Source organism: Arthrobacter sp. Z4-13, from assembly GCF_054792705.1.
The window spans coordinates 3055592-3068265 of the sequence record NZ_CP096459.1; the positions used below are offsets into that span (position 1 = coordinate 3055592).

General features: G+C 67.1%; 13 protein-coding genes. 7 read left to right on the top strand and 6 right to left on the bottom strand.

The genetic code is table 11. From position 1 onward, the window contains the following. The first annotated feature begins 719 nt into the window (after positions 1-719). The 7 genes from M1E07_RS15860 to M1E07_RS15890 all read left to right on the top strand — a co-directional run bounded on the left by M1E07_RS15860 (position 720) and on the right by M1E07_RS15890 (position 7383). On the top strand, positions 720-1577 hold the full coding sequence (locus M1E07_RS15860; protein ID WP_461187585.1) for an ABC transporter ATP-binding protein: 858 nt from the start codon (positions 720-722) through the stop codon (positions 1575-1577). Next, positions 1574-2551 carry an ABC transporter substrate-binding protein gene (locus M1E07_RS15865; protein ID WP_461187586.1) on the top strand — a complete coding sequence of 326 codons (978 nt, stop codon included), beginning with the start codon at positions 1574-1576 and terminating at the stop codon, positions 2549-2551. Before M1E07_RS15860 ends, M1E07_RS15865 begins: the two co-directional genes overlap by 4 nt. Positions 2552-2563: 12 nt before the next feature. Further along, positions 2564-4705: an iron ABC transporter permease gene (locus M1E07_RS15870; protein ID WP_461187587.1), complete on the top strand. Its 2142-nt coding sequence runs from the start codon at positions 2564-2566 to the stop codon at positions 4703-4705. A gap of 61 nt (positions 4706-4766) precedes the next feature. Then, positions 4767-5264 (top strand): DUF2975 domain-containing protein, encoded by a 498-nt coding sequence (locus tag M1E07_RS15875; protein WP_461187588.1) that lies wholly within the window; start codon positions 4767-4769, stop codon positions 5262-5264. Next, positions 5264-5500 carry a helix-turn-helix domain-containing protein gene (locus tag M1E07_RS15880; RefSeq protein WP_461187589.1) on the top strand — a complete coding sequence of 79 codons (237 nt, stop codon included), beginning with the start codon at positions 5264-5266 and terminating at the stop codon, positions 5498-5500. Before M1E07_RS15875 ends, M1E07_RS15880 begins: the two co-directional genes overlap by 1 nt. A 198-nt stretch (positions 5501-5698) precedes the next feature. Beyond that, positions 5699-6124, top strand: a complete 426-nt coding sequence (locus M1E07_RS15885; RefSeq protein WP_461187590.1) for a YciI family protein — start codon at positions 5699-5701, stop codon at positions 6122-6124. A 20-nt stretch (positions 6125-6144) separates the two neighbouring features. Beyond that, entirely contained in the window at positions 6145-7383 is a 1239-nt protein-coding gene (locus tag M1E07_RS15890; protein WP_461187591.1) for an RNA polymerase sigma factor, read from the top strand. 6 nt (positions 7384-7389) lie between these two features. Here M1E07_RS15890 and M1E07_RS15895 read toward each other — a convergent pair whose 3' ends face one another. Genes M1E07_RS15895 through paaA form a run of 6 tightly spaced genes read right to left on the bottom strand, consistent with a single transcriptional unit; the run spans position 7390 to position 12435 of the window. Next, the gene (locus M1E07_RS15895; protein WP_461187592.1) at positions 7390-8178 is read right to left on the bottom strand and encodes an enoyl-CoA hydratase/isomerase family protein; all 789 of its coding nucleotides are present in this window, start codon (positions 8176-8178) and stop codon (positions 7390-7392) included. A gap of 27 nt (positions 8179-8205) precedes the next feature. After that, complete coding sequence (paaE, locus tag M1E07_RS15900) at positions 8206-9447, bottom strand: 1,2-phenylacetyl-CoA epoxidase subunit PaaE (RefSeq protein ID WP_461187593.1); 1242 nt, start codon at positions 9445-9447, stop codon at positions 8206-8208. Positions 9448-9456: 9 nt separating this feature from the next. Further along, a complete protein-coding gene (gene paaD / locus M1E07_RS15905) occupies positions 9457-9996 on the bottom strand; it encodes a 1,2-phenylacetyl-CoA epoxidase subunit PaaD (RefSeq protein ID WP_461190417.1) in 540 nt (179 codons plus the stop codon). A gap of 5 nt (positions 9997-10001) precedes the next feature. Beyond that, positions 10002-10928, bottom strand: a complete 927-nt coding sequence (gene paaC, locus M1E07_RS15910; protein WP_461187594.1) for a 1,2-phenylacetyl-CoA epoxidase subunit PaaC — start codon at positions 10926-10928, stop codon at positions 10002-10004. After that, a complete protein-coding gene (gene paaB / locus M1E07_RS15915) occupies positions 10925-11422 on the bottom strand; it encodes a 1,2-phenylacetyl-CoA epoxidase subunit PaaB (RefSeq protein WP_461187595.1) in 498 nt (165 codons plus the stop codon). The genes paaC and paaB overlap by 4 nt, the downstream gene beginning before the upstream one ends. Continuing rightward, entirely contained in the window at positions 11419-12435 is a 1017-nt protein-coding gene (gene paaA / locus M1E07_RS15920; protein ID WP_461187596.1) for a 1,2-phenylacetyl-CoA epoxidase subunit PaaA, read from the bottom strand. Before paaA ends, paaB begins: the two co-directional genes overlap by 4 nt. Positions 12436-12674: the final 239 nt, after the last annotated feature.

The following is a 12674-nucleotide window of genomic DNA, read 5'->3' on the forward strand; positions in this document are numbered from 1 at the left end:
CGTTCAGAACCTCAGACAAGTGTGCCCCCGTGGAGTTTCAGCTGCGCCACGTCTTTGAAGACCTGCAGCGTCGTTATACCGGGTTTCTCCCGGTTTCTTCTACTCTTGCGAACGGGAACAAAGATTTCCGCAAATGAGACTCAAGTTTCAGTCAATATTCGGGCTAATTCTCAACACGAGTTTGACCTGCGGTTATGCGACAAACCGTAGACTAAGAGGCGGCCGGTGGTGAGTTTCGCAGCTCAGTTGAGCGGGCGGCTAGGGCGGCTGTGGGTCAAGCCGCGTCTAAGGGTGGGTAAGGGCCCGACTCTGCCGAGAACGCAGTCCCGCCTTCATCCGTCACTATCTCATCCGATTCCCTCAGGCTCGCTGACGCGAAACTGTCATCGCACCGGCTAACAAGATGGTGCGGGCACGCGGCAAGGTAGATGCCGTCCCCGGTGGATCTGTTTCAGCCGCCGCGATGATGGTGCCGGCGAGTGCTGGGGTGGGAGCCCTCTCGCGAGAAGCTCTCTCCTCGCCGGCACTTCCCAGTAAACAGCCAACCAAAGCGGGAAACACGAGTAAGCGGTACCCGTTCCGGCAGGCGGGAAATACCTGCGTGATCTGTACGCCTGGGCTAGGCAGAGACGCAGGAGCGGTTCTCCGCACCGGTCGCCCATACCGACTCATTAGGGACGCGTTTTAGAGATTAGGCAAGCCTAAGCTAATCTTCAGGAGTGATTCAGCAAAGTGAACTCTTCGGGCTCGAGGCGAGCGGCCTGGTGCTCCGTTACGGGGACAGGGACGTGGTGCACGGTGCCGGGCTGCAGCTTGTGCCCAGCCGGATCGTTGCCCTCGTCGGGCCGAACGGCAGCGGCAAGTCCACCCTGTTGCGCGCCCTCGCCCGGCTGCATGAGGCTTCCTCGGGAACGGTAACCGTCCGGCCAGCGGCTGGTGAAGCCGCTGATGCACTTTTGATGAAGCGCAGCGACTTTGCCCGGCATGTGACGCTGCTGTCGCAGAGCAGGCCGGTGCCGCACGGGCTCAGCGTCCGTGACGTCGTCGAATTTGGCCGCCACCCCTACCGCGGCCGGTGGCGGGCAGCGGATCCCGAAGGACCCGCCGCCGTGGACCGCGCCATGGGCCTCACCGGCATTACTGATCTGGCGCACCGCGGTGTCCATGAGCTCTCCGGCGGCCAGCTGCAGCGCGTCTGGCTGGCAAGCTGCCTGGCGCAGGACACCTCCGTGCTGCTGCTCGACGAGCCAACCAACCACCTGGACCTGCGCTACAAGGTGGAGATCTTCGACCTGATGTTTGACCTCGCGCGAGTGCACGGCGTCGCGATTGGCGTGGTGCTGCACGACCTCGACGAGGCAGCCGCGCTGGCCGACCACGTGGTGGTCCTCTCCGCAGGCCGCATCGCGGCGTCCGGCCCTGCCCATGAGGCGCTCGACGCCGAACTCCTCAGCGAGGTCTATTCCATCCCCATAGTCACCCATACCGACCCGCTCACCGGCCGGCTGCGCACCCGCGCCGTCGGACGGCACAGCGACAGTCAAAACCACCACCCCGAAAGGACCCCACGTCCATGAGAATTCCCAAGGCCGCCCTGGCCGCCACCGCTGCCCTGGCGCTCCTGCTGACCGGCTGCGGCACCACCGAGAGCCCCGCAAGCCCGGCTTCCGACAGCGCGGGCAGCGGCGAAGCCGTCACCCTGACGGACTCCCGCGGCGTCGAAGTCACGCTCGATGGCCCCGCCAAGCGCGTGGTCGGCACCGAATGGAACGTGGTGGAGAACCTGACCACCCTGGGCGTCCAGCCCGTCGGCGTCGCCGACATCAAGGGGTACAACGCCTGGGTCACGGCCGGGAAGCTGGACAGCACTGCCACCGACATCGGCACCCGCGGCGAGCCCAGCTTCGACACCATCGCATCCCTTGACCCGGACCTGATCGTGGCAACGGCTGACCTGCCCGAGGCCGTCATCAAGCAGCTCGAAGACGTGGCCCCCGTCGTCGTGGTGAAGTCCGCCGACGCCAGCCGCCAGATCGACCAGGCCAAGGACAACCTGAAGCTGGTGGCCAAGGCAACCGGCACGGAGGCCAAGGCTGACGAGGCTGTTGCCGCGTTCGACGCCGCCGTTGCCAAGGGCAAGGAGGCCCTCGCCACGGCCGGACTGGCCGGCTCCCGCGTGGCCTTCGCCGACGGCTGGGTAGCCGACGGAAAGGTCTCCGTCCGCCCCTTCACCAAGGGCTCGCTGCTGACCGACATCAACACCGAGCTGGGCCTGGTCACACCGTGGACGATGGAAGGCGACCCGGCCTACGGCCTGGCCTCCACCGACGTCGAGGGTCTGAGCGCCATCGACGCCGACAGCTTTGTCTACATCACCAACAGCGCCGACGGCGACTTCACCGAGGAACTGGCCGGCAACGCTGTGTGGAAGTCGCTGCCGTTCGTCGCATCCGGCCAGGTACACCGGCTGCCGGACGGCATCTGGATGTTCGGCGGCCCCGCTTCGATGACCCAGTACGTCGACGCCATCGTCGCCGCCCTCACCAAGTAGCCCCACCGCGCCATGACCGAAACCGTGAAGAGGCCCTCCCCGGCTGTCCCCGCCCCAGCGCCAACGGCCGTGGCAGGGGCCCCCGCACCGGCACTCACGGGCGCCCGCGGCCGGTCGCCGGCAGCCCTGGCCGCCGGCTGCGGACTGATCGTACTGGTCCTCTTCGCGCTGATCCACCTCACCCAGGGCACCGCCGACGTCGGCCCGGCCGAGTTGCTGGGCCTGCTTACTGGGGGAGGCTCTGACCAGGCGGCCGCCGTTCTGGTCGCCTCGCGCATCCCCCGGCTGATGGCCGGGCTGCTGGTGGGCGTGGCGTTGGGGGTGGCCGGCGCGGCACTGCAGTCGGCCACCCGCAACGTCCTCGCCGCCCCGGACACCCTGGCGGTCAACGCCGGTGCGCACCTGGCCATCGTTGCCGTCGCCGCGTTCGGGGTGACCCTTCCGGCGCTGCTCTCCGGCGCGCTTGCCTTCGTGGGCGGCCTCGCCGCGGCGCTCCTGGTGCTGGCCCTCTCCGGCGGCGGCGCCAACGGCAACGGCGGCCCGATCCGGCTGGTGCTGGCCGGCACCGCACTTGCCCTGGGCCTGCATTCGGCCACGAGCGCCCTGCTGCTGCTCTTCAGCCAGGAGACCACCGGCCTCTACGCGTGGGGCCAGGGCAGCCTCGCCCAGTCCCGCCCCGACGAACTGCTCCAGTTCACGCCGGTGGTCCTGGTGGCCGTCGCCGGGTTGCTGGTTCTTGGCCGCCGGCTGGATCTGCTCGGCCTGGGCGACGACGCCTCCCGGCTGGCAGGGGCGGACCCGCGCCTGGCCCGGGTTGGCGCCGTCGTGCTTGCGGTCCTGCTGTCCGCAGCGGCGGTGACCATCGCCGGTCCCATCGGATTCGTGGGCCTGTGCGCGCCGGCCATCGTGCGCCTGCTGGCATCCCGGGTCCGCGGCCTCGGCAGGCACCGGGCGCTGCTGCCCATCTCGGGCCTCGCCGGTGCCGTGGTGGTGATCGGAGCCGACGTACTGGTCCGTGTTGTCTTTGGTGCGCAGGCCGGCGTGGAAGTTCCCACCGGAGCGGTCACCACCGTTTTCGGTGCGGTGTTCCTGGTGGTTCTGGCGCTGCGGATGTCCGACGCCGGCCTGAGCGTTGCCGGGGACGCGCTGGCACGGCTGCGCTCCCGCAGGTTCTTCCTGGGCGTGCTGATGGGGCTTCTGTTGTTGCTTGCCGGGCTGCTGGTGGCCGGCGCACTGCTCGGCGACGCGAAACTCCTGCTCGGCGACCTGGCCAACTGGCTCACCGGCCAGTCCGGCAACCGGGTCAGCGCCGTGCTGGGAACCCGGATGCCGCGCGTTGTGGCGGCCGTCCTGGCCGGTGCGGCCCTTGCGATCGCGGGTGCCCTGATCCAGGCGGTCTCCCGGAACTCACTGGCCGAACCCGGCATCCTCGGCGTCTCCGGCGGCGGCGGCCTCGCGGCGATCGTGGTCATCACCACCGTCCCGCTGGCGGGCTCCTGGCTGGTCACCGGCTCGGCGCTGCTGGGCGCCGCCCTTGCCGCCCTGCTGGTGTTCGGGCTGGCCTTCCGCGGAGGACTGCAGCAGAACCGGCTGGTGCTGATCGGCATCGGCGTCTCCGCCGGCCTGGCCGCGCTCATCACCGTACTCCTGGTGACCACCGACCCCTACAACCAGACCAAAGCCCTCACCTGGCTTTCCGGCTCAACCTACGGGCGGACGTTCGCCTCGGTCCTGCCGCCGCTGGCGGCGCTGATTCTGGCGCTGCCGGTGCTGGCGGCACTGCGGCGGGATCTTGACCTGATAGCGGTGGACGACGATTCCCCGCGCGTGCTGGGCATCGCGCTGTCCGGTTCCCGCCTTCTCCTGCTGTCCGTGGCGGTGCTGCTGACTGCCGGCGCGGTGTCATCCGTGGGCGTGATCGCCTTTGTGGGCCTGGTGGCGCCGCATGCCGCCCGCAGCCTGGTGGGCGCGCGGCACGTGCGGGTGCTGCCGGTGGCAGCCCTGATCGGAGCCTGCACGGTGGTCCTCGCCGACGTGATCGGCAGGACGGTCATCGCACCGGCGCAGATACCCGCCGGCATCATGACGGCGCTGGTGGGCGCCCCCTACTTCGTGTACCTGCTGTGGCGCTCACGGGTGGACCGGGCAGCGTAACGGGGCTTCTGCACGCGGCGGTGCGATTGACTTTCGATAGGTAAGTGCCGATTATTGATGAATGCTTATTGTTAATAAATTGGTCCTCCCGCTACGAGCCCTGCTGGTACTGGTGTTCCTCGGGTTGCTGGTGGCCCAGGTCATGTCGTTCCCCGGCGAGTTTCTCTTCACCACCGAGGAGGGGCCGGCATTCGATCCCTGGCGGTGGCCGATGCTGCTGTTCTGCGAACTGGAAGCCCTGTGCCTGCAGGTTGTGATCGTGTGCGTCTGGCGGCTGCTCACCCTGGTCCAGCGCGACCGGATCTTCACCGCGGCCTCGCTGCGGTGGGTGGACGTGATCATGTGGGCGTTCGTCGCGGCGTGGCTGCTGCTCGCGGCCATGGCCGGCTCCCTCGTCGCGTACATCTACTTCACCCCCGAACTGCGCGACCCCGGGACGCCCGCGGTGTTGATCGGCATCACGCTGATCGGCGCGGTGCTGGTGCTGCTGATCGTGGTGATGCGGGATCTGCTGCGGCAGGCGACGACACTGCGGACGGACATGGAAGGGGTGATCTGATGGCGATCGTGGTGCGCATCGACGTCGAACTGGCCAAGCGCAAGATGAGCGTGGGCGAGTTCGCCGAACGCGTCGGGATCACGCCCGCCAACGTGGCGGTGCTGAAAAACGGCCGGGCCAAGGCGGTCCGCTTCAGCACCCTGGACGCAATGTGCCGGGTCCTGGACTGCCAGCCGGCCGACCTGCTGGAGTGGGTGGACGACGACACTGCCGGCGAAGGGACAGAGCAGCCGTGAGGTGGCTGGTCTCGCTCCTCGTGCAACTATTCCCAGTGGCGCCTATGGGTCCTAGGGTCGATGAATGACCAGACTGCATGGCGTGGGCCCGAGGACAATCCGGATCTTTTTTTGAAAGTCCTGTCGATCCGGCGCCTGCCTGTTCGACGCGATAGTAGAAGGACCCATCCGGCGTCCTCAGTACGAAGGAGAAGAACCATGAAATTTATGCTGATCATGCGCGCTACCGAGGAAGCAAAGACGGCCTACGAAGCGGCGGACTTCGAGCAGATCATCAATGCAATGGGCGCCTACAACGAATCCCTCATGAAGGCCGGCGTGCTGCTCGCCGGTGAGGGACTTGCCGATGACATGAGCGAAGCTTTCGTCGTGGATTTCTCCGCCGATACCCCCATCGTCACCGACGGCCCCTACGGGGAGACCCACGAACTGTTCAACGGCTTCTGGATCATCCAGACCGCCAGCAAGGAGGAAGCTGTCCAGTGGGCCAGCCGGTGCCCACTGGGCCCGGGCAGCAAACTTGAGGTCCGCCGCGTGACCGATATGAGCGACTTCGAAGACTTCTCCGACAACGAGTACCTGCGCAAGGAAGCCGGCTGGCGCGAAGAACTCAACCAGCCCTAAGCCAAAGAGCAGCTAAGCACGTGGCCACCTCCAAGCCGGGAATCGAGCGCACCCTGGACGCCGTATGGCGGATCGAAAGCGCGCGGATCATTGCGGCCCTCGCCAAGATGACCGGCGATATCGGCCTGGCCGAGGATCTGGCTCAAGAAGCCTTGGTGGATGCCCTCAGCCAATGGCCCGAGTCAGGCGTCCCGGACAATCCGGGCGCCTGGCTCACGGCCGTGGCAAAACGCAAGGCAATCGACGGCTGGCGCCGCCGGGAGCGCCTCGACGAACGCTACCGCGCCATCGCCCATGACCTCCAGGAGATGACCGAGGACCAGTGGCAGCCGATCCCCGACGACATGCTCAGGCTTGTCTTCATCGCATGCCACCCCGTCCTCTCCCGGGAGGGCCAGGTGGCCCTGACACTGCGAACCGTCGGTGGCCTCACCACCGAAGAAATTGCACGCATGCTGCTCGTCCCCGTCGCCACCGTCCAGCAGCGCATCGTCCGGGCAAAGAAAACCCTGTCCGTCGCCCGGGTGCCATTTGATACGCCCGACCCGAACGAGTGGAAAGCCCGCCTCAGCGCTGTTCTGGGCGTGGTTTACCTCATCTTCACCGAAGGCTATGCCGCCACAACGGGCGACCGGTGGATCCGCACCGAGGTGGCCAACGAGGCACTGCGCCTTGGCCGTGTGCTTGCCGGCCTGCTTCCGCGGGAACCCGAAGTTCACGGACTCGTTGCGCTGATGGAGTTCCAGGCGTCCCGGTTCGCCGCACGCGTCAACCACGACGGCAGCCCGGTCCTGCTCGCTGACCAGAACCGATCGCGCTGGGACAGGACGCAGATCGGCCGCGGCGTGAGTGCACTGGCGCGTGCCGACGCGCTGGGCCGCGGAAGGGGAAGTTACTGCCTGCAGGCAGCTATCGCCCAGTGCCACGCAACGGCCCGAACTTTCGAAGAGACCGACTGGAACAAGATAGTCCTGCTCTATGAGGCCCTGGGACAACTGGCACCCAGCCCCGTTGTCGAACTCAACCGCGCCGTAGCGGTCTCCATGGCAACAGGGCCCGCGACCGCCCTGAAAATCGTGGATCAACTCGTCGCCGACCGCACCCTCCCCCGCTCACACCTGTTGCCCAGCGTGCGGGGGGAATTGCTCACCCAACTCGGGCGCAGGGAGGAAGCAAGAACCGAACTGCTCGCGGCGGCCGAACTCACCGCCAACGAACAAGAAAAAGCCGTGCTGTACGCCAAAGCCGCCGCCCTCTGACCGAACTTAACCAACAAGGCCGGTGAACTTCGGCTCCCGCTTCTCCTGGAACGCCCGGAAACCCTCGGCATAGTCGTCCGTTTTGCACAGCCGTGCCTGTTCAGCGTTCTCCTCCGCCATCGCGGCCCACAGGCCCAAACGCTGGTCCCGGATGTGCGCTACCAGCTCCTTGCTGGCGGTGAACGCCTCGGTGGCGCCGCGAGCCACCTTCGCGACGATGCCACGGGTGTTCTCCAGCAGCTCGTCCGCGGGCATGGCCCGGCTGAACAGCCCCCGCGCCACGGCCTCGGTGCCGCTGATCAGCTCGGCCGTGTAAATCAGGTCCAGCGTCCGGTGCATCCCCAGCCGCTCTGTGAAGTACCAGTGCCCGCCCGAATCCAGCGTCGCGCCCAGCTTGGCGAAGGGCGAACCGAACTTGGCGTTCTCCGCCACGTACACCACGTCCGTGGCCAGCAGCAGCCCCAGCCCCACGCCCAGGCAGGCACCGTGGGCGGCCGCGAACGTGGGAGCCGGGAACGCGCTCATCTTCTTCAGCAGCGGCTCCACCAGCCCGCCCAGGTACGCAGCGGCGTCGTCGTTCTCCGGCGTGACGTTCTGGATGTCCCGGCCGGCGCAGAAGGCGCGGCCCTCTCCCCGGAGCAGCAGCGCCCGCACCTCACCGCGCGAGGCGGCGGCAGCAGCGTCGTCGTACGCCTGGGACAAATCCTCCAGCGCCTGCTCATCCAGCGAGTTCAGCTTGTGCGGGGCGTCCAGGACCACTTCGGCGACGCCGTTGTTGATGGAGAGGGAAATCATCGGGCTCCTCAAGTAATCGAATAAAACTCAGACGTCGAAGTCGACGGTGACTTCCTTGCTGGTGGGGTGGCTCTGGCAGGTCAGCACGTAGCCCTTGTCCAGCTCATCCTGCTCCAGCGCGTAGTTCTCGTCCATGGTCACGCTGCCGGCGACCACTTTGGCCCGGCACGTGCCGCACACTCCCCCGGCGCACGCGAACGGCACATCCGGGCGGACCCGCAGCGCGGCGTTGAGGATGGACTCGCGGGCGTGCGTGGGGCTGGCCACGTCGCCCTGCAGGCCGTCCAGCTTGAACGTGATCTTGTACGTCTCCTTGGACTCGTCCACCACCACGGGACGGCCCGCATGCCCCTCGGGCTTGTCCGGCTTGCCCGAGGTAAACAGCTCGAACCGGATCCTCTCCGGCTCCACCCCGCGCTCGGCCAAGGTGTCCCGGCACAGCTGCACCAGCTCGAACGGCCCGCACAGGAACCACTCGTCCACATCGTCCGCGTGGATGGCGGTGCCCAGCAATTGCTGGAGCTTCTCGGCGTCGATCCTTCCGCTCAGCAGCGGCGCGATCCGCTGCTCGCGGGACAGCACGTGGTGGATGGCCAGCCGCTGCGGGTACTTGTCCTTCAGGTCCGCCAGCTCCTCCAGGAACATCACGTCCATGGCCGCCTTGTTGGCGTAGATCAGGTCGAACCGGGACTCCGGGTTGGCGGCCAGCAGGGTCCGGGCGATCGCGATCACCGGGGTAATGCCGCTGCCGGCGGCGATGGCCACAAAGCTCGCTTCCCCGCTGGCGGCGACGTCCCCCGCCAGCTCCTCCGGGTTGTTCATGGAGTTCATCCGGTTCTGCTCCACGGCCTTGCCGTCCCGGCCGTGCCTGGACACAAACGCGCCCATGGGGCTCATCACGTCCAGCGTGTCCCCGGCCTTCAGCTCGGCGTTCGCCCAGGTGGAGAACAGCCCGCCCAGGTCCTTCTTCACCGCCACCCGGATCTCGCTGCTGCTGTCCGCGAAGCTGCGCGGCTCGGCGCAGATGGAGTAGCTGCGGCGCACCTCGTGCAGCTCGCCGGTCTCGTCCGGCAGCTTGGTGCGCAGGGCCACGTACTGGCCGGGCAGGTAGTCGAACTGGCCGGCGAGCTCTGCCGGGACGTGGAAGCCCACCTCGATGGCGTCCTCGGTGAGCCGGCGCACCTCCTTTACGGCGAGGGTGTGGAAGGACGGACGACGGCGGCCGGTGGCCTGCGCCGTTTCGGCGGCGGTCTGGCGGACAACAGGCATGGGGCTTCCTTACAGCACTTTGAAGTAGTCGAACGGTTCCTTGCAGTCCTGGCACACATACAGCGCCTTGCAGGAGGTGGAGCCGAAGCGGGTGAGTTCCTTGGTGTGCAGGCTGGCGCACTGCGGGCACTTGACGGCCATTTGCAGCCGGATGGGACCGGCGTGCCTTGCCGCGTTTGCCATGCCCGACGGCGGGGCGATGCCGTACTCCTGCAGCTTCTGTTTGCCTTCGGTTGTCATCCAGTCCGTGGTCCAGGCCGGGGCGAGGACGAGGTCCACCTCGACGTCCTGGTAGCCCTCTTTTTTGAACGCAGCTTGCAGGTCATCGCGGATGGCGTCCATGGCGGGGCAGCCCGAGTAGGTGGGCGTGATGGTGACTGTTACCTTCTCGTCCGTCACCTGCACGTGCCGCAGGATGCCCAGGTCCGCGATGGTGAGCACGGGGATCTCAGGATCGCAGACGGTGGCGGCGATGTCCCACGCCTGTTGCTCCGCACTTTTGTCCACGGACGTGGGCTTGGTTTCGAAGTCGCTCACGTAGATGTCCATGACCGTCACCAGCTCGCTCCAGGGTGCTCGCGGGCCAGCACCTGCATCTCGGCCAGGAGGTAGCCCAGATGCTCCGAGTGCCTGCCGTGCCGGCCGCCGCCGGGGGCAGCCGGCACGTCCGGCACCTCGAGCTCGGCTTCTGTCAGGACTTCGCCGGTGAGCCGGTCGAAGTCCTCCCGCAGGCTGGAAGGCGCGACGGCGGCACCCGCCTCGGCGAGCCGCTGCGTCAGCTCGTCGTCCTGGAACAGTTCGTTGACGTACGGCCACATGAGACGGAGTCCGTGGATCATCCTTCTTCTTGACTCTTCGGTGCCGCCGGCCAGCCGGAGGATCCACTGGGCGCTGTGGTCACGGTGGTAGTCCACTTCCTTTACGGCCTTGGCGGCGATGGCGGCCAGGGTGGCGTCCGTGGATTCGGTTAGCCGGCGGTACAGCTCGAACTGGTAGTAGCTCACGATGAACTGGCGGGCGATGGTCACCGCGAAGTCGCCGTTGGGCTGCTCGAACAGCTGGACGCTGCGGAACTCGTGCTCGCGGCGGAAGTAGGCGAGATCGTCCTCTGTTTTGTTCCAGGCGCCGCCGGCGTAGCTGAGGAAACTCCGGGCGTGGCCCAGCTGGTCCAGGGCGATGTTGCCCAGGGCCACGTCCTCTTCCAGCTCCGGGGCGCGGGAGATCCAGTGGCCCAGGCGCTGGGCGAGGATGAGGGCGTCGTCGCCGAGCCTGAGGGCGTACTCCGCGACATCTTCTGATGGCTTGGCCAGGCCCGTGCGGACTTCGAGCGCGATGTCCTCCGGGCGCAGGGCGTTGCCGGGGGTGATGCGGGTGGCGCTGGCGTTGGAGTCGCCGCCGGCTGTTGCGTTGGGGACGCCGGTGGAGATGTCGCCGTGGCCTGATGTTTCTGCTGCCTGTGTGTTCGATGCGGGGGTGCTCACAGGTGCTTAACCCCTTCGCTCTTGGTGTAGTACGTGGCGTGCCGGTAGTCCTTGCCCTGCGGGGATTCGAAGAACGAGCCCTTGGAATCGGGGTCACTGGCGGCAATGGCGTCCGCGGGGACCACCCAGATGGAGACGCCCTCGTTGCGGCGGGTGTAGAGGTCGCGGGCGTTGCGCAGGGCCATGGCGGCGTCCGGTGCATGGAGGCTGCCGGCGTGCACGTGGGAGAGGCCGCGGCTGGACCTGACGAATACTTCCCAGAGGCCCCAGGCGTTGCGGCCCTGGGTTTCGGCCGCATGTTTTGGTTCGGCAGCTGGCGCCGGCGCTGCGGACGTGGGGGTGTTCTCAGGACCGGCGGGAACCTTTGCCGCATTGGGGTTGATCTCTGCGGCGGCGCTGGCTGTGGTGTCCGGACCGGCGGGAACCTTTGCCGCGTTGCGGTTGATTTCCGTTGCCGAGCTTGCCGGCACTTCCGGGTTGCCGTGTGGACTCATGCTGCGTATTCCTTCGTCTTCATTGACTGTTGTGCTGCCTGTTTTGCTGCATAGGCGGCCGCTGCCTCGCGGACCCAGGCGCCGTCGTCGTGCGCTGCCCTCCGGCGCTCAAGGCGCTGGGCGTTGCAGGGACCGCGGCCGGCCAGGACTTCCTGGAACTCGTGCCAGTCCAGCGGGCCGTGCTCCCACTTTTTGGTGTCCTCGTTGTAGCGGACCTGCTCATCGGGGAGGGTGAGGCCCAGGACCCGGACCTGTTCGACCATCATGCCCACGAAGCGGCTGCGCAGTTCGTCGTTGCTGAAGCGCTTGATGTTCCAGGCCATGGACTGCTTGGAGTTGGGCGAATCGTCGTCCGGCGGGCCGAACATCATCAGCGACGGGGCGTACCAGCGGTTCACGGCGTCCTGGGCCATCTGCTTCTGCTCGGGCGTGCCGTTGGAGAGTTCCAGGAGGATCTCGAAGCCCTGGCGCTGGTGGAACGACTCCTCCTTGCAGATGCGCACCATGGCGCGGCCGTAGGGGCCGTAGGAGGCGCGGCACAGCGGGACCTGGTTGCAGATCGCGGCGCCGTCCACCAGCCAGCCGATGGCGCCCATGTCCGCCCAGGTCAGTGCCGGGTAGTTGAAGATGGACGAGTAGCGGGCCTTGCCGGCGATGAGGTCGTCCATCATCTTGTCCCTGCTTTGGCCAAGGGTTTCGGCGGCGCTATAGAGGTAGAGGCCGTGGCCGGCCTCGTCCTGGACCTTGGCCATCAGGATGGCCTTGCGCTTCAGGCTGGGGGCCCTTGAGATCCAGTTGGCTTCGGGCTGCATGCCGATGATCTCGGAGTGGGCGTGCTGGGAGATCTGGCGCAGCAGCGTCTTGCGGTACGGCGCCGGCATCCAGTCCTTGGGCTCGATGCGGGAGTCCTCGGCCATAACGCGGTCGAAGTGGGCCTGGGCTTCCGCCTCCTGCGCCGCGACCTCCTCTGGGGATAGCTCGGCCGGCACTGACTGCAAGTTCTGCGCTGCCATGGTTGCTCCTATGCAAAAGACCTTCTGGGACGTGCGGAATTATTTACCGACCGTTCGTTCAGGATATGCGGAAGCGTTTCTGCCCGTCAAGCGTGGGCCCCTGCGACGCCCGCTCACCACCGCCGACGCGCAAATCCGCTCTCGACGCGCACATTCCCCCGCGCACACCAAATACCAGTCGCGTCAGGGCACATGCGGGTCGGGACGGAATTTGCGCGTCGGACGTCCTAGACCACGCA

Excerpts from the sequence above, each read along its gene's own strand:
- M1E07_RS15875 (WP_461187588.1), top strand. The coding sequence starts at position 4,767 with ATGCTTATTGTTAATAAATTGGTCCTCCCGCTACGAGCCCTGCTGGTA.
- M1E07_RS15895 (WP_461187592.1), bottom strand. The coding sequence starts at position 8,178 with ATGATTTCCCTCTCCATCAACAACGGCGTCGCCGAAGTGGTCCTGGAC.
- M1E07_RS15880 (WP_461187589.1), top strand. The coding sequence starts at position 5,264 with ATGGCGATCGTGGTGCGCATCGACGTCGAACTGGCCAAGCGCAAGATG.
- paaE (WP_461187593.1), bottom strand. The coding sequence starts at position 9,447 with ATGCCTGTTGTCCGCCAGACCGCCGCCGAAACGGCGCAGGCCACCGGC.
- paaD (WP_461190417.1), bottom strand. The coding sequence starts at position 9,996 with ATGGACATCTACGTGAGCGACTTCGAAACCAAGCCCACGTCCGTGGAC.
- paaA (WP_461187596.1), bottom strand. The coding sequence starts at position 12,435 with ATGGCAGCGCAGAACTTGCAGTCAGTGCCGGCCGAGCTATCCCCAGAG.
- M1E07_RS15865 (WP_461187586.1), top strand. The coding sequence starts at position 1,574 with ATGAGAATTCCCAAGGCCGCCCTGGCCGCCACCGCTGCCCTGGCGCTC.
- M1E07_RS15885 (WP_461187590.1), top strand. The coding sequence starts at position 5,699 with ATGAAATTTATGCTGATCATGCGCGCTACCGAGGAAGCAAAGACGGCC.
- M1E07_RS15870 (WP_461187587.1), top strand. The coding sequence starts at position 2,564 with ATGACCGAAACCGTGAAGAGGCCCTCCCCGGCTGTCCCCGCCCCAGCG.
- paaB (WP_461187595.1), bottom strand. The coding sequence starts at position 11,422 with ATGAGTCCACACGGCAACCCGGAAGTGCCGGCAAGCTCGGCAACGGAA.